The sequence below is a fragment of the Pseudomonas sp. GW822-FHT02G04 genome (assembly GCF_058802085.1).
On record NZ_JBXANU010000005.1, the window covers coordinates 315,662 to 333,153 of the forward strand.

Annotated in this window: 10 protein-coding genes; 4 read left to right on the top strand and 6 right to left on the bottom strand. The window is 52.7% G+C overall.

Translation table 11 applies throughout. From position 1 onward, the window contains the following. Positions 1-230 precede the first annotated feature (230 nt). Both AC1RO5_RS09955 and AC1RO5_RS09960 read right to left on the bottom strand, forming a co-directional pair. Positions 231-842: a hypothetical protein gene (locus tag AC1RO5_RS09955; protein WP_493174745.1), complete on the bottom strand. Its 612-nt coding sequence runs from the start codon at positions 840-842 to the stop codon at positions 231-233. A gap of 480 nt (positions 843-1,322) precedes the next feature. Then, positions 1,323-2,273 (bottom strand): tyrosine-type recombinase/integrase, encoded by a 951-nt coding sequence (locus AC1RO5_RS09960; protein WP_493174746.1) that lies wholly within the window; start codon positions 2,271-2,273, stop codon positions 1,323-1,325. Positions 2,274-2,469: 196 nt separating this feature from the next. Here AC1RO5_RS09960 and AC1RO5_RS09965 point away from each other — a divergent pair, with 196 nt between their 5' ends. Then, on the top strand, positions 2,470-3,537 hold the full coding sequence (locus AC1RO5_RS09965; RefSeq protein ID WP_493174747.1) for a DNA-binding protein: 1,068 nt from the start codon (positions 2,470-2,472) through the stop codon (positions 3,535-3,537). A gap of 297 nt (positions 3,538-3,834) precedes the next feature. Next, on the top strand, positions 3,835-4,527 hold the full coding sequence (locus tag AC1RO5_RS09970; RefSeq protein WP_493174748.1) for an ImmA/IrrE family metallo-endopeptidase: 693 nt from the start codon (positions 3,835-3,837) through the stop codon (positions 4,525-4,527). A 125-nt stretch (positions 4,528-4,652) separates the two neighbouring features. On the opposite strand, the gene AC1RO5_RS09975 is transcribed toward AC1RO5_RS09970, so the two are convergent. Beyond that, complete coding sequence (locus tag AC1RO5_RS09975; RefSeq protein ID WP_493174749.1) at positions 4,653-5,948, bottom strand: ImmA/IrrE family metallo-endopeptidase; 1,296 nt, start codon at positions 5,946-5,948, stop codon at positions 4,653-4,655. Between the two features lie 314 nt (positions 5,949-6,262). Here AC1RO5_RS09975 and AC1RO5_RS09980 point away from each other — a divergent pair, with 314 nt between their 5' ends. Beyond that, positions 6,263-10,885 (top strand): AAA domain-containing protein, encoded by a 4,623-nt coding sequence (locus tag AC1RO5_RS09980; RefSeq protein WP_493174750.1) that lies wholly within the window; start codon positions 6,263-6,265, stop codon positions 10,883-10,885. A 248-nt stretch (positions 10,886-11,133) separates the two neighbouring features. Continuing rightward, positions 11,134-11,472 (top strand): hypothetical protein, encoded by a 339-nt coding sequence (locus AC1RO5_RS09985; RefSeq protein ID WP_493174751.1) that lies wholly within the window; start codon positions 11,134-11,136, stop codon positions 11,470-11,472. A gap of 1,560 nt (positions 11,473-13,032) precedes the next feature. Here the strand turns inward: AC1RO5_RS09985 and AC1RO5_RS09990 are convergent. From AC1RO5_RS09990 to AC1RO5_RS10000, 3 genes are all read right to left on the bottom strand, one after another. Then, positions 13,033-14,139: an integrase gene (locus AC1RO5_RS09990; RefSeq protein ID WP_493174752.1), complete on the bottom strand. Its 1,107-nt coding sequence runs from the start codon at positions 14,137-14,139 to the stop codon at positions 13,033-13,035. A gap of 1,071 nt (positions 14,140-15,210) precedes the next feature. After that, positions 15,211-16,518 (bottom strand): dicarboxylate/amino acid:cation symporter, encoded by a 1,308-nt coding sequence (locus AC1RO5_RS09995; RefSeq protein WP_493174753.1) that lies wholly within the window; start codon positions 16,516-16,518, stop codon positions 15,211-15,213. A gap of 168 nt (positions 16,519-16,686) precedes the next feature. Beyond that, entirely contained in the window at positions 16,687-17,436 is a 750-nt protein-coding gene (locus tag AC1RO5_RS10000; protein ID WP_413697606.1) for a proteasome-type protease, read from the bottom strand. Positions 17,437-17,492: the final 56 nt, after the last annotated feature.

Here is a 17,492-nt window from a genome sequence, read left to right on the forward strand (position 1 = left end):
GATGCATTAGATTTTCTTGATGCTAATAAGCGTTCCGAAGATTTGGCTAACCCAATAGTATATGAGGCTTTAAGGGTGGTCGGCTGTGGCAAGATGCAGACTAATGGGCTTTAGGGGGGATCGGTACTCATCAGCCCTTTGATGTCCCGCTCATTTGCGGGCACCCAGCAGCAAAGCCACGATGCATTGAATGGCTGCTGTACAGCTCCGCACTTGCAGTATCTTCTTTCTCACCTGACTCGACCTGCCTCCAGAAGTAGGGCAATTGGTTGGTCGAAACGGAGCATTACATTCTCGGAATGCTGCAGCGTGTGATCCCCTTTGTCCTGGATCAGCTTCACACTATCGCTGGCAAAATCACCCACGTTGACCACAAAGCCAAGCCGACGCGTTCCCTGCGCGTGGAGCTCGTAAGCGATACCACGGTCGTCCACACACGACGCACCGACGATGTCGATGTACCCTCCGTTTTTGCCTTGAGAAATCCCCCTCCCTTTTCCGAGGAATCTGCAGCCGTCGCCTCGGAAGATCGTATTCATTCCGGTAGGTTTGAACGGACTCACCAACGAAAACAGAAAAGGCATGTCAGCGCCTGAGTTCGCATCATCCAAGCTAGCGCGGGTAATTACTTTGGCTACAAGAGTCTCACTGGTGGGTGCCGCTGTGTAGTTGATTCCGTCAACCACAGCAGACTTGATCGCATCTGGCAGCGATACCTGTTGCGGATTGATCAATCCCGCAAGGTCAGGTGGCATGATCGATAGCCAGCCCAGAACCGAGGTGGCATTGCCTGCGAGATTCAAAGCGCCCCCGATGATTAGCGGAATAGCCAACAGGCCCATCAGTCGGTGCTCAGCGCAAAACAGCCACCAATTTCCAGATCTTTTGCATCTGGTTCCGTTGCGCGTCCTTCCAAAGCATTGTCTCATCATGCCGTCTCGTTTCTGGAATCCATGGCCGTATGATATTCAGAATTCGGAATAGCTCTAGTCAAAATCCAGCGTCTAAATTCAGAGCGTGCCTCAACTCTTATCCTGGACGTCAGGGCTGAGGGAAGCGATGGGGTCGGATTTTCGCTCGCCGGCGTACCAAGCGGTAACAGCTGGCACGTAAAGCGTGAGTTTTTGGTTTGCGTGGAAATGGGTCAAGCCGTTGCTTTCTTGATCGCTGCCTATGCCGCCGACCACCCTTTTATGAATGAGAGGGTGCAGGATTTCGGGGACTGGAAGGCGAGTAAATCCAGATCACCGAAACCTTCAATGGAGCCCCCATCAAGTATGTCGGGCCGTTGTACTCATCCGTTCGGCCCCGTCTGCTCCTTGTCAGGTAAGTGGCACGAGCTTGGGGCTTGTATTGCGCGACGCCAAGCCACCAAAGGACATGCCCGCATCGACATAACGCAGCGCCGACTTCATATCCTTCCAGCCCACATAGCTCATCAACCCCTTGATGTCCCAGCCATTGGCAGACGCCCAAGTTGCAAAGCCTCGCCGCATTGAGTGGCTGCTATACAGCTCCGCTGGCAATCCTGCCTCTTTGAAAATGCGACGGAGCACGGGTATCAGACTATGCGGTTGCATGGCTTTGCCTGACAGATTCCCCCAGCGATCAATCTTCTGAAACACAGGGCCCTTCGCAATGCCGGCAACTGTTATCCAGCTGATGTATGCCTCCACGGGGCAGAGCATGGTAAGCGCCGGCGTCTGGAAAGTAGTTCCTTCATGCTGGCGGTCACCCTTGGTGTAAGGCAGGAAAAAGGTAATGCCTTCACCACTTATGGCTTGGGTATCATCGACCATTAGCCTGGCTAACTCATCGCCACGAAAGCCACGCCAAAACCCAATCAAGATAATCGCCACCGAGCGACGATGACGCACCAGCGATTTGTAGTCTCCCCGTTCAATCGCAGCTGCAGCTTCCCCTTCAAGCCATGTGACCGCTTGCTCCAGGTGCTTCAGGAGCAGTGGGGCGGCCTGTTTCACCTTTGCAGGATGCACGACTCTGATGCCCTTGATCATCTGGCGAACATCAGGCGTTTTGGTTGGATCGGGGAAGCCCTGGGTGATGTGCCATTGCGCAAGAGCCGCCAAGCGCTGCTTCAGAGTGTTGATAGAGAGTTTGTCGGCGTACTCCGCCAAGTAGCGAACGACGCCCGCGCCGGTCGTGGGCAGGTACCCGCCCCAAGTCACTTCGAAGTGCTCAATCGCAGCCCGGTAACTTTTTCGCGTGTTCTCCCGGGTACCGGCGCTGAGGTACCGATCTGCCTTTTCCATCGTACTTTGCCTTCAAAATCGGAGCGTTTCTGCCATCCCGCGCCATATTGAGGTTTTCTGGGCAAGATAAAGAGTCAAGAAGCCATAAAGTACTATTATAGCTTTTTAATTGTTTGACTTTACATCCACAAAATTGGTGTTAGCGTGTCACGTAATTACATGACACGTAACACAACACGAAATCGTAGGAGTTCACATGGCTCGTGGCGGCATTAACAAGGCGGTGGTGCAAAAAGCAAGGCAGTCTCTGCTCGCTAGGGGCACATACCCAAGCATTGATGCCGTGCGTGTGGAACTGGGGAATACCGGGTCGAAGACAACCATTGCCCGGTACCTGAAGGAGATCGAATCCTACGATCCACGCCCACTATCGTCCCGCGAACGCATGGGTGAAGAACTTTCGGCAATGGTCGAAAGCCTTTTGGATCGACTCATGGAGGAGGGTAACGAGTCGATCGAACAGTCCCGATCAGCCTTTGATATTGAGCGTGTAGAGCTCCAGGCGCAGATCGACAGCCTTCAAAATGAGCTGACCGCAGCGCGTAGGCAGCTCGACACTCTGCAAGCAGCCATTGAGGCTCAGACTGCTGATCTAAAAACCACGCAGTCCTCGCTCCAGGCAGAGCTGACACGCAATGCCGGACTTAATCAACGCTGCACTGACCTAGAAGCCTTGGTCAGTGACCGGGATAAACAGATCCACTCCCTAGAGGAAAAGCATGTTCATGCGCGCGGGGCATTGGAGCACTACCGGCAGTCCGTCAAAGAACAACGAGATCAGGATCAACGCCGGCATGAATCCCAACTCCACGAGGCTCAAGTGGAGAAGCGCAAACTCCAGGAAACCCTGGTGCTGAAGCAGGATGATCTAACTCGTTTAAACCGTGACAACGAGCGGTTGCTTGGAGAGTCCAGGCAGCAAGTGAAACTGCTACACGGCCATGAGGCGCACATACAGACACTGACTGGCGAGATCCAAGGTCTGAAACTGGCGGAGGCGAAATCCGCTGGCGTTGCCGAGCAGCTCCAGCAACAGATCGCCACGCTTCGAAAGGACGCCACCGCACTGAATGAAGCTGCAGCCAAGAGCAGCGAGCGCGAGCTGGAGGCAAGGCTGCTGCTTGTGGCTGCCCAATCGGAGAATGAGCAACTCCGGCAACTACAGGCTACCGAGGCTGAGATAGCTGGAAGCGATTCGAATACCACATTTACGCCCGCATCCGAGAAGTCAAAGACAGCACCCACAAAACCGCCGAGGAAGTGACCATGAACAAAGCTACGCTCAAACCGATGGGCTGTAATAAAGAATGCTCCGCGCTTCAGTGGGCTCATCAGCGACTCACTTTGATGCTGGGTAACAGCACATTACCGCCAGCTTTCACACAGTTCGACACCCGCACTCGATTGGCAATCCGAGAAAATTCAAGTATCGAAGCGGCTGGCTCTACTAAAGCAAATTAGCAGTTGTGTACAGAGCACCATCAGCGGAGGTTCGGACGGACTTGAAAACCCTACATATTGGGTTATTATCAAGTCATGACCACTACATGCGGTGATTTGCATGGACATGCCGAGTATCGAACAAGAAGCATCCGAGCTGCTGCGCATGCTCTGGCGCGACCGATATCACCTATGGGGCGATCAAGATATCACTCCACTTCAGGCGCGTGATCCGAGGAAGGCGGCGCTAGCTTACGGCTTTGAATATCGGGAACTTCCGAATCTAGGTGATCCCAAATTCATCCGAGGCGGATCCGGCCCCAAGATTGCGGGCCTGATTGATCGCCAAGCGAACCGCATTGCCATCTCCCAAGAATTCTCTTCCACGGTAAAACTGTTCACAGGTGCTCATGAGATCGGCCACCTCGCCCTACATAAAGGTGAGGTTATGCATAGGGATCGGGCGTTAGATGGCCGTCCAGTCGGCGGGCCTCGAAACCCTGAAGAAAGGGAGGCTGATTTCTTTGCGGCTTGTTTTTTGATGCCTGCGAAGCTGGTCGCTGACCGTTTCAGGCGTCTATTCCTATGTGGAGACCAGCTTCACTTTAACGATACGGTCGCATATCACCTCGATGCGCATAACATTGAAGGTTTGTTGTATGCCTCGTCAGACTCCCTGGAACGAGAGCTGGCACTGGCGCGGTGCCAACGCTTCAATAATCTCAACGTCGTATCGCTTGCTACGCAGTTTGGAGTATCCGATTCGGCAATGGCGTTACGGCTCAAGGAGCTAGGTTTAGTACGCTGGCCTTAGCTTGGCGCTTGAAACTGGGCGCTAGGTATCGATCGGAGTGAAAGAGAGTGGCGGGGTGATATAGGACTGTACGCTCAAGCACCGCCCGACCATGCGACATAAACTTCCCGTCAGATGCTGATCAATCAATACTGCCGACCTACCTCGACCAGCAGCTCCAACGCCCTCATGCGCAAACGGATCGCTGTCTTCGAAACGTTAAAATATTCGCTCAGGGAATTGCACACAGCATGAAACTGGATGACGTTGTCCCTCTGACTGTCCAGATACAGATGGCCGTGACCACGGTTTCGGATGCCAAGATGCTGTAGTAACAACCCAAACGCAGCCTGAAAGTCCTCTTTAGGCATCAAGAGACATGAAGCAAACGTATTTGCTTGCCACTCCAACCGCTCGACTTCCCCTTTAGGGATGGTGATGAGCTGGCTCTGGTCAATGTCCTGCGCTCGGATGGCTTCTCGTGTCATGTAGCGCTTATGACCTAGAAAGTGATGCCCCAACTCATGGGCGAGTGTGAATCGGGCCAAGTGGGATTGGCTATCTGCCCCGAAGATTTTGATCTCAAGCGGGTTGAACGTGATACTGCCGAGGGCTGAGCCCGAGTCCTCAATGAAGCTCACGGACAGTCCACTGACATCAGCCTCCCTGGACGCTAGCTTAGTAAGATCGACCTCTCCCCGGATGTATGAGATGGATTTCAACGCCTGCTGAGCCAAGCGATCTATTCCGTCCCGCGAAATGAACGCGACCCTGGGTGTCGCAATAAGCGTGGGCTGACGAATCAGACTAAGGTCGCTCTCTTTAAAGGCACTCTCAAGGTCGAGGCCTTTCCAGATGCCTTCCCAACCATCCGTAAAGCCGGCAGGAGTTACGGCATAGGCGCTATAAACAGTAGGCCGAAAATCCGTCTGGGTTAGGGCGTATTCGATCTCTGCGCGCTTACGGGCTCTAGCGCTACGCGCCCCGGTTAGCAGGGCGCGAGGAAGCTCCCATCGAAACTCAGTTTGATCGAAGTAACGCAAGACACCGAAGCCTCGATTCCGAGCAATGTTGAACGTGCCGGACTGAAACGCACTGGCAGACGCAAAAACACCCTTGGCATTGAAGCCGGCCACTTGGCTTATCTTTGAACCAAATTCTTCGATGTCTCCCACGGGCACTTTGCCGCTGTAGTTCTTACATTCGATGAGCACAAGCAACGATGGGGTTTCGAAACCAGGCAGGAACACTTCGACAGAAATGTCAAAAATGATGAAGTCTTCTCGGTCACGCGAGTAGTAACCCTTCTTCCTGAAAATTTTGCAGCACTCAGGTCGAAACGCATAGAAGCGACCTTCATTGATCTCACGAGACAGGAACTCAAAGACCTGCTCCTCGAATCGGTCGCCCTTGGCATAGGTGCTGAGCGCTTCAATTTCCATATGTAGGGCGGACTCCTTGGTAACGGATCAGAATGTCAGTCGTGCGTGAATAGATAGCACTCGAGAAAAGGATTACCACCGGGCATGCTGGCTCTCAGCTCGGTACCATGATGGTCTTTTTTCCTACTTTTATGTCAATGACCAGAAGGTTAACGCCCAGACAACCGGTGACGACATTGTTAGTTTGGCCCGCCGACGTCATCTGCGTATCGCTAGATTTGGCTCCGCCTGATTCTCAAGGACACTCGTCAGGAAGCGATTATTTCAAAACCACACCTAGAGGCAATATGGCATCCTTGACTCTATATTGACTGTTGAAGTCGCACCCCCTGAATTATCGGAGTATTAACATGCAACGGACGCCTAACGAGCTCCTCAGCCGACTATTCGAGTACGCAGAGGAAAGCCTCAAGGAGCTTGATCCGTCGCGCTATCAACTATCGAGCTCTGTTAATGACGTGTATCCACCGACAGGCCTTCTAGGTCTTCCTGGGCTGCACTTTGATCTCCAGTTCCCAGGCGATAATGTCTGGCTGCAAATCGAACGGCTCGAAGAGTTACGTGCTCCAGCACCCGTTGATGGAAGCTATAGCTCCGTCATTAAAGCCAGTGACAATCCCACCAAGCTACCAGTGCTCTCTGAGCAGGTGCTCCTCCAGTTAATCCGCGAACAGCAAGACAAAGATCCGGGTGGGGATATCGCCGCAGTGGAGTCCGAGGTACGCGCGCAAGCTTCGGCTGCTCTTACGGCGTATCTTATCCTGTGGCACGAATGGGCTGAGCTTGAGAAACCACGTCGCAAGACCATTAGCCTCTATGGCGACATGTTTGCATTGATGCAGCAGATGGAGACGGGAAAATCTGCTCGCGAACTGGTATGGGGCTTGGGCGTTAGCGCTTGGACGTTAACGATCAACGATGCGCAGCAGGGATTCAATTATCCATTGTTGACCCAAGCCCTCGACATCTCTTTGAACGAGGAGAGCATGGCGGTCGAAGTTCGCCCGCGCGCCACAGAGCCGATGATCGAGTTCGATGCGCTGATCAACGCCAATATCCCTGGCGCCAGCGAGTGCGAAAGAGCTATTCGCGATCATCTAGGCAGACATGTCGACTCCCCTTTGAACCCATTCTTGCCATCGACCTTTGCTGACGTGCTCAAGCTCTCGGCCAGAAGCCTCGACAGCAAAGGCAAATATTTGGAGGTGATGGGAGATGGAGCCCAGGGCTTCCCGGAACCAGGTGACACGCTCCAGATAAGCGATGCGTGGGTGGTGTTTGCTCGCCCCAAACCCAGCAACTGGCTGATCAACGACCTTCGCAAGATCCGGGAGAAGCTTAAGGAATGTCTCGAGCTTCCTGCCGGCCCACTTGCGTTGGTGACCCCGGCCTCGAACATTGCAATCGATTACCAGCACGTTAACTTCCGCGGGCTTTCCAGCCGAAGCATGGATGGATCTAGAGCTGAACCCAAGGAACTGTATTTCCCCCTTCCATACAATGACGAGCAGGTCACTATCGTTCAGCGCCTGGAGCACGCACCAGGGGTTGCCGTTCAGGGCCCTCCTGGTACCGGCAAAACCCATACGATCGCCAACATCATTTGCCACTATCTGGCGACTGGCAAGCGTGTCCTAGTTACCTCTCGTGGCGAGCAGGCCCTGAAGGTACTCCAGTCGAAAATACCGGCTGAGGTTCGGCCTCTGACGGTTGCGCTGCTGACCAGTGACCGTGAGGGTATCCGGCAATTCCAAGGCTCGATTGAGGCTATCCAACACCAAGTTTCGCAAATCAATCCATCACTTGCTCGGAGTGAGATTGATCGCCTGCACCAATCAATTGATCTTGCTCATACCGAGCTGGTGAGGCTTGATCGCCGCGTCAATGAGATTGCCCTGAATCAGCTTTCCGATATCCAGGTAGGCGATGCCAAGTATCGTGCGGAAGAGCTTGCTGAGCTTCTGATGAAGGGCGGCGATCAGTACGCCTGGTTTGACGACGAACTTTCGTTGTCTCCCGAACACTCGCTGCCTTTTGACGATGAGTTCGGTAGGGGCTTAAGACAGGCCCGTCGCGACCTCGGGCGTGACCTTGTCTACATCAATTCCAGTCTGCCTGAAGTTGAGCAATTACCGGCAGCTGCGGAGATCGGCAAGCTCCACGGCTCACTCTGCCAGCTAAAGTCGCTCGAATATGCTCTAGGTCAGGGGGATCTCATACCCCTGAAATCCGACAGTGAAGCCGTTGTCGCTGGCGCCAAGAATCTAGATTTGGAGCTGGGTCATTGCGAAGAAAAGCTTGTGGCGCTGCACGACGACGGGGACTGCGAAATTCTTTGGTCGCAGGAGCTGCGACTCAAGGCGGCAGGTGGACGGTACGACAGTGAAATCTCAGTCCTAGTAGGCATGCTTCCAGCCGCCCAGGCCTTGATGCAACGGCGCAAGGTTATGCTGGAAAACTTTGTTGAATTCCCAGAGGAAGCCTTGGATTGCGAGAAAACATCTGAGGCCGTGGATAGAGCTACCGAAACAGGAAAGCCTTTTGGTCTGATGAGCTTCGGAGCATCCCAAGCCAAGACACACGTCAGCAATGTCCGGATCAATGGCTCAGCGCCCAAGTCTGCCGAGCAGTGGAAGATCGTCCAGGACTACCTGAAGCTTTACGCGGACGTGAGATCCTTCACTGCGCGTTGGAACCCTCTGGCCGAGACACTGGGGATTCCGCGACTTCAAGCGGGAACGGCACATCTGCGGCAACTGGAGATCACCGTTAGTACAGTTCAGGCTGCGCTCGAGCTCACCTCACTGTACGCCGAAAAAGTACAGCCACTCTGCGAGGCGGTCTTCGCAGATGCGCCCGATAACATGCATAGGCTGACAATCGTCGAGATTCGTCGCCTGCGGGATCACCTCACTCAAAACCTTGCTCGATTAGATCTCAGCATGGCGGGCGCCTCACTCGCAATTCTGCAGGCCAAAGTCGCGGGCGACAGCCCAATCTCCTGCCGGCTTCGTACATTCGTTCTGGAGTGCCTAGGCAGCCCGGATCAAGATACGCATCGGGTCGTGTCCCAGTATGTCGACCTGCTGACAGAACTACAGCGGATCAGAGAACTCGGTGGCCTCCTGAATTATGTCAGGGAGGGCGCGCATCGGGTGATGACAGCTGGAGCGGAAAATCTTTCCGGTCGGTTGCTGACCGTTCCTGTTGAAAACGGAGCTGAAGACCTGGCTTTCCCAAGTAGTTGGAAGGAGGCGTGGCAGCATGCGCAAATACGCTCTCACCTGCAGAGCATCGAAGCGCGTCATGAGCTCGTCGAGCTAAATGGCAAGCGAGTAAAACTCGAAACTGGCCTGGCACGTATGTATCGGGAAGTGGTGAGCCGAGCGGCTTGGCTGTCCACTAAAGCCAATGCCAGCCCGATGGTACTGCAAGCACTAGCCGGCTACTCGACAGCGATACGCAAGATAGGGCAGGGGACAGGGCCGAACGCGGAGCGTTATCGCCGCGATGCTCAGCAGTGCATGCAGGATGCTGCCGGTGCCGTGCCATGCTGGATCATGAGTCACGCCAAGATTTCTGAGTCCATGCCGGCGGAAATAGGCGCCTTCGATCTGGTGATTGTGGATGAGGCGAGCCAGTCGGACTTATGGGCTTTGCCGGCTATCGTCAGGGCCAAAAAGGTGCTGGTAGTAGGGGATGACAAGCAAGTTTCTCCCGATGGTGGCTTCAAATCCGGCAAGAGGATCGGCGAGCTTCGTAACCGGTTCCTGAATGACCAGCCCTATGGCGCCGACATGACGCCGGATAAATCTCTTTACGATTTGGCATCGCGAGTCTTCGCTGGCCATATGGTTATGTTGCGTGAGCACTTCCGCTGCGTTCCTCCCATCATTTCCTATTCCAACCAGTTCTACGGCGGTGCGATCCAGCCCCTTCGAATCCCTCGACCATCCGAGCGCCTCGATCCACCTCTAGTGGACATTTATGTCAAAGACGGAGTGAGGAACAAGAAGGGCTGCAACAGGCTTGAGGCAGAAGCCATCGTTGAAGAAATCCAGGCACTTATCGAGGATGACAAGTATGCGGGTCGCACGATTGGTGTGGTAACGCTGTTAGGGGGCATGGAACAAGCCAAATTCATTGATTCGCTAGTACGTGAACGATGCCCGGCCGTTGAGCTCCACGCTCGTGAATTTGCGTGTGGTGACGCCAGCACCTTCCAGGGAAGCGAGCGCGACATCATCTTCATTTCCATGGTCGCAGATCCAGAGAACTGCCATCCGCTTTCAGGCATTGCTGCTGAACAGCGGTTCAACGTAGCCGCAAGCCGTGCACGCGATAGGATGTACCTGATTCGATCGGTGACCCTGGATCACCTTTCCCTGAAAGATGTTCGTCGTACACTCCTGGAGTACTTCAGCAAACCACTCACAGAGCAGGAGGTCGATCAGGATGGCCTCATCAAGCTTTGCGAGTCTGGATTTGAGCAGCAGGTCTTCAGCAGACTGGTTGAGCGGGGCTACCGCGTCATCCCGCAAGTGAAGAGTGGGGCATTCAGGCTCGACATGGTCGTCGAGGGAGCCAACGATAATCGTCTGGCAATCGAGTGTGATGGAGATGCCTTCCATGGCCCCGATCGCTGGGAGGCAGACATGAATCGCCAACGTATCCTCGAACGTGCAGGCTGGACGTTTTGGCGTTGCTTTGCCTCGTCTTGGAGCATGCATAAAGAGGAAATCTTCGAAGAACTTCTGCAGCGCTTGGTGGAGCTCGGGATCGAACCAACCAATGCCCTGGAGAAAATTCCAGCCGTAGTAGAGCTACGGGAATGGTCAACCGCTGGTAGCACATCCCTGGATGAAGAGGAGGAAGACTTCGGCGGCCAGGCAGGCCTACCGAGTATCGATGAGGAGCAGCAATCCTTAGCGATCTGAAGAGTTGACTGACCGCGCGCAGGATGCTTATACGCGTGGTTAGTTCCAAGCCAGCTGGTTCGACGTACTAGCTGGCGATGGAGATAGAGCTTCGTGGTCGAGGAGACCAGGGTGGGTAATCCCGGTGCTATCATCGGCCTCGGCAGGTATCAACCATGCTGTCGAACCCACTCCCTGCCGAAATCGTAAACCACTGAAAGACGGGCACTCGATCTGTGATAGCTTTCAATGCTTTCCAAGGTAGATATATGGCTATTGATGTAAGTGAAGAAGAAATGCGAAAGGCGCTCTTCGGGGCCAGTGTGGATCCGGTGACACCTAACGCACCAGCACCAGTACTAGATACAACATCGCCCCCACCAACTCCAAGCCCAACCACACGCCCGAAGAAAACTAATGGTTACCATACGTCCAAGCTTCGTGTGACGTTACATGTATCGAAGGTGTATGACGGTGAAGTCGAAGTCTTCGTTCACGATTCCAGCAGCCTCAGCAAGCTGGTAGCTGAGCAGGAGGCAAAGGCCGAAGCGAAGAAGCAAAAATACAAATACTTGGAGTTGGTATCTGTTGAGTCGATTTCAAAGTGACGCCCGAAACCAGCAGCGAGCTCGATCTTCCAAAATCATTATGACTGCCGTCAGCGTACGCTAGGCAGCTAAGCGGGCGACATTATGAGTTGGAGGAGGGGAGGCTTATATCAGATGGAAAATAGAGCCTGCAGGCCCTGGGCCGTAGTCGCGAGGCTGGAGGCCTAACGTGCCGAGCACAGGTCAAAGTCGGCGGCGCGGTTTACGAACACTGGCCCCGAAGCAGCACGGACGAACTGGCGTGATAATAGCGCCCTGATTTCGGTAACAACCGACGAAGGACATATGCAGAAAAGAAATAAAAAACCAAGGCTGAAATAATTAAATATTCATAAATGGCCGCGATAGCTTGGCAATACAACTATATTGCCTTATAACTCAAGTCAACTATTGAAGTGATTACTATCGGCCAGATCTCAATTTATCATAACTCAGCAGACAATATTAGCGAATGCCTGGCAAGCTAAACCCTTGATTTCGCTTTGTTCGTTTTTTCGTCTTTAAAATAATTTCATTAAATTGCCAGCTTGCGCACTTAAGAAATACAAACTTCGATTTCAACACTCCGATCAACGCCCACACCGTGCTTGGGTGTTTAAAAAAATTTGTTAAGTTACAAGAGCCCAGATTTTCAACTTGACTATTCAGGCTGGAGTTCTAGGCTAGTGATCTGGACTGAAAAATTCAAAATCGAACATTAGAGGTCATTAAAATGAATAAGCAGAATCGAGTCGATTTACAGGACATGGAAAAATTCTTCCGTAGCATCCATTATGTGCGTGTTAAGCTTCCTTGCGAACCATTTATCAAAAACGCCGTAAGTAAAGTCACTATTGACGATTCGCCGGAGTTCAGTGCTGCGAGCCTCGTTAAACAGTGGAAAAGCTAATAGCACGATCAGTGCTGGCATCAAACTATACGGAACATGGTGTAATCCAAATTGATCACATTCTTGTAGACCTTTTAGTGACCCCATCACCCCCTAACTTGAAACAGCGCTATCCATCGCCTCAACATCGTCTGCCTGGTGAACCATGGCGCCAGCGTGGACGCCGCTATCCGCGCAATTAGCATCGATGATAATAAATATGATCATGCGCTCAGCCTTAACGAGATTAAGAGCTGAGCACGTCAACCGTGTCTGCAATATCGTCCGTAATTCAGCGATAACCCGACTGGTGTGTTGGGCCTATTTTTATGTGCAGCAGCCGCAGGCGCGATGGTCGTGTCGGAGGTGCTGCAGATTCAGTCTGGGTTTCAATGCCAGCTCAAGGAGCGCCTTCTTCACGTAGAAGTTCGATGTGAATGAATATGTCACAGACTGCTACGAAGGCCTTTTCGCCGAAACCAGATAGGCGAACCGCAGGAAAGCCGGATCTAATGATCCATCCGTACTTTCTTTCATCCTCCTAACTGTTAGCCCGTCCAGTTGCCGTGACGTTGAATAGTGCAGGGTAGTCAATGCAGGGGCAGGGCGGATGAAGCACTTCTGCGCGAGCCCCACCATCTGCGTAGTAGGGAGACTGCCAAACTTACTTAGAAAAATAGCGAAAGATAGTATTACGATTTGCTGAATTTTCGGATAGATATCATGACAGCTGTTAGTCGTCGGATATTTTGAGCTTCGTTGGCAATATCCGGATTGTCCGATGTCATTGCTATATCTGCAAGACGCCCCCTAATCGAACATATCATTCGCCAAAGCGCCGTGAGGGAAAATGCGCCCAGTGAGTAACCTCTGGGAAAGAGATTGGAATCAGGTAAAGGCTGTTTGGAGTCGATATTCAGGTAAAATAGGTAACGCTCAAATGCCTGTCCAAATGCAATTGATAAGGACACTAATTTGCCATTTTTGGGGTTGGTTTCCTGCCAAATACCCTGATCACTGCGTGTGAATTGTTCAACACGTCCGGGGCTTGATGCGGTACCCAGCACATGCCACATGGGACGAGCCGAATGCCTAGCGATCATCAGGTACATCGAAAGCAGCTGCACATCGTGCGTGCTCAAATCCAATGTTGGTAGAGTTTTCAATATCCAGTTAAAGACTTCATCAGAAACAGGGGCTAGAGGCTCTGAAGTCTTAAATGTGAGAAATTTAAGTCTTTCAGAGGCCACGTTCTCTCTGTTTGTGGACACGGTCTTCAGGTAGAAATCCATGAATTGACTTACGCATCTAATCTCCCGCTCCCACACCTTTTTAGCAAATTCACGAGATCCTGCGGGACGGTTGCCTTGGAAAATCATCCAAGTAGGATTGATTCTCCATTCTCGGAAATCCTTGGATGGACGTCCTAAGAACCTCGATTGTTTTCCAGCCGATGTCCAATCAGGCGGAGGACTACGGATAAATTCCGAATAACTCTCGAAATCGGAGCGCGTCCAATCAAGCAAACAACGATCGTTCGCGAAGCTCCAGTTGAGCATTTTTTCTAGACCATTGATGCATGAGCTGTAATGCAGTTGAGAATTAATAGGGTTCCAGCTGTGGGCAATCCAATTGATGAACTGATTTACGTACCAAGTACTAATGAATGGATGGCTCGATTGGCTGACGTCATTTAGACAGTCTATGACTTGCAGATTGCTTGGGAAATCTGGCACCTGATTAGGATGCCAGTGAGTGTAAGGAGGAAAGATGGGGAATGGGACGAACGGCCGCTTCATTGCTGCACTCGCCAGCTAAAATCATTGATGGTGTATCTATTTTTAGCAGATGCGCCATGCACTGACCAGTTTCTGGGTGTTATTGCGGAACCGGACGTTAATGACAGGGCAACCTAAGAGAGAATATGCGGATGGAGCGCCAAGCGTCTGATTTTCCAGCAAACGGAGTTTTCTGGAAAAGCGATCGGGGTTTAGTGAAAGTGGACAGAAATGAAGAAGTTCCGCCCAGATACATAATTTAACATAATATACATTACACGTAACATCATGTTTCGGGATTGGCCCGTTTGCACACAGCTTTTGAATCAATTTCACAGCTCTACTGCAAACTGCAAACTGCAAATTGGGAATCTTATAGATACGCGCCCATCTGTACTGACGACTATCTCCTTTGGTCTGTCGGCATCGAACGGATTGTAGGCATGTCTTCCCACATCTATCGGCGAGTGCTTAGCGGAAACGATGACTCGGTGCGACTCAACGTAGATCCGCTGTATCGCATAAGCATTGTGCTGAACATCCATGCCGCGCTGAAGTTGAGATTTCATTTCATTGTACGAAAACTGTCGACGCATCCAGTCGCTGCCGCTTAATGGCAATAATCTCTCGACTTACTCAGGTAACGCGTAGCTCACCACGTAATTCTCCGATCTTTATCGTGGTCGGAACGGCGAACCCATAAATATAGACAGTCCATGGCCATACGCAGTCGACCGGAAGCTTTAGTGGAGAGTTCTTCCTGCTCGAGAGACTTTATATCCACCGTGACATGAACTCCTAAAGGCAGTCCAGGACCATCAGAACCGTAGCCAGATAAGTATTCTCTTGGATAAACGGGTTTTGGCGCTCATCACTAGCATCTGCCGCTTGACTTTCTCGTTTCGTCGACACCAGCGCCATAAAAAATACACAATAAAAATCCTGAGGTGTCAGCAAAACGCTTTAGTGAGCCCGCCTCAGGCAAGGTGCCTGTCAGCGGACTCGGTACAAAAGTGGTTTTGATAATTTACGACTACGCCTCACCCTCCTCCAATCAGTCAAAACTACGTATGAAACGTTGATTCTGGTTTCTCAAGCTTCCACTGGCGCGCCCATTGACGCGGCACTCTCGCGATCGAGCATTTGCGCGTGCGCCAGAGCCTCCTCTTCACTCATCAACTCGCCCTCCCACTTGGCCACCACAGCGGTTGCAATGGAGTTGCCGACGGCGTTGGTTGCCGAGCGACCCATATCGAGGAATGTATCGACGCCCAGAATCAGCAACAGCCCGGCCTCGGGGATATTGAATTGGTTCAGGGTGGCGGCAATTACCACCAATGATGCCCGCGGAACGCCAGCCATGCCCTTGGACGTCAGCATCAGAATCAGCAACATAGTGATCTGGGTGCCGATGGATAGCTCAATGCCGTAGGCCTGGGCAATAAACAGCACTGCAAACGTGCAGTACATCATCGAACCATCGAGGTTGAACGAGTAACCCATCGGCATGACGAAACTGGAGATTTTGCGCTTCACGCCAAAGCGATCGAGCGCCTCGAGAATTTTGGGGTACGCCGATTCGGAACTGGCCGTGGCGAAAGACAGCAGGAAAGCTTCCTTGATCAACACCACGAGCTTGAACACTCGTGGCCCGAGAAAAAGCAGGCCGGCCAGCACCAGCAGCCCCCACAGCAAGAACAGCCCGAGATAAAAGTCGCCCATGAACACAGCAAACTTCAACAGGATTGCCAACCCGTTTACCGACACGGTCGCCGCCATGGCAGCCATCACCGCGATGGGTGCCAGTTTCATTACGTAACCGGTGATTTTCAGCATGGCGTGGGACAGTTCTTCGATCAGGCCTACCAGGCGTTCGGCCTTTTTGCCCAGCGCCGCCAGTGCGACGCCGAAGAACATGGAGAACACCACGATCTGCAGGATTTCGTTGTTGGCCATTGCCTCGGCGAAGGACTTGGGTACCAGGTGGATAACGAAATCCTTCAGGGTGAAAGCGGACGTCGCCAGATTGGTGTGAGCACCGATATCGGGTAGCGGGAGGCCGAGATTGTGGCCGGGCTGCAGCAGATTGGCCATGATCAGTCCCAGCACCAACGACACCAGCGAAGCTGTCACGAACCAGCCCAGGGACTTGGCGAATACGCGTCCGACCGAGGCGGCATCCCCCATATGCGCAATGCCGACCACCAGGGTCGAGAACACCAGCGGCCCGATCAACATTTTGATCAAGCGTAAAAAGACATCCGAGACAATGGAAATGTAGCCCGCCACTTTCGTCGCCGATTCCTTGTCCGGGAAATTGATGAATACCATGTAACCAATCACGATTCCCAGCGTCATGGCGATCAGAATCCATGCGGCGGCTGGTAGTTTGCTTTTCATAAAACACCTCTCGTTCAATCCAGTGCTGATTGCCTCAATGGCAGTCGCTCATTCGCAATGCGTTTCATCCGTGCAGACTTGACCAACCCAAGGTCATTCAAGAAAGCCGACTCAGCAGCAGACAAACCGCCCAGGAATCCGGGCGGCGCCTGTAAAAGAGGTGACGAGCTAGTTTTTGTTGTTGGCCGACGACATGTAAGCGTCAGGCGGCTCCGGCAGTGCGGCAAGCATGTCTTGCAGTCCGGCGGCCCATTGCATACGGATACGCATGAAGTACGGGTCGTCAGCCGTGATGCGATAACTTTTTGCACCGCCAAAACTGTCTTTTCTGAACACCAGCAGGTCCAGCGGCATACCCACCGACAAGTTGCTGCGCATGGTCGAGTCGAACGAGATCAGCCCGCAGCGCAGGCCCTCTTCGAGTGATGTGCGGTACGTGAGGTTGCGATCAAGTATCGGTCTGCCGTACTTGCTTTCACCCAATTGCAGGAATGGCGTGTCCTCCGTCGCCTGAATGAAGTTGCCTTGCGGGTAAATGCTGTACACATCCATTGGCCCCTCTGCGATCTGCCCGCCCACCAGAAAAGAGCAGCTCAAGTCGGTCTTGCCTGCCAACTTGGTACGGTCCCGGGCGACGACTTCGCGAACAGTTTCGGCCACCAGCACGGTGGCGTCATAGAGTGTGCGGACATTCAATAGGTGCGGGCCAGGCCCGCTGCAACGCTGCTTGAGCAAGTTCACCACCGATTGCGAGGTGGCGAGATTGCCCGCAGTTTGCAACACAATCAGCCGCTCGCCCGGCGTGCTGAAAATAAACAACTTACGAAACGTTGAAATCTGGTCGATACCGGCATTGGTCCGTGAATCGGAGATGAACACCATCCCGTCGGCCAGGTGCATAGCGACGCAATAAGTCATTTGCGCTTACTCGTGAATTCTGGATGAAAGGCCATACCGTCTCCCTGACGGTATGG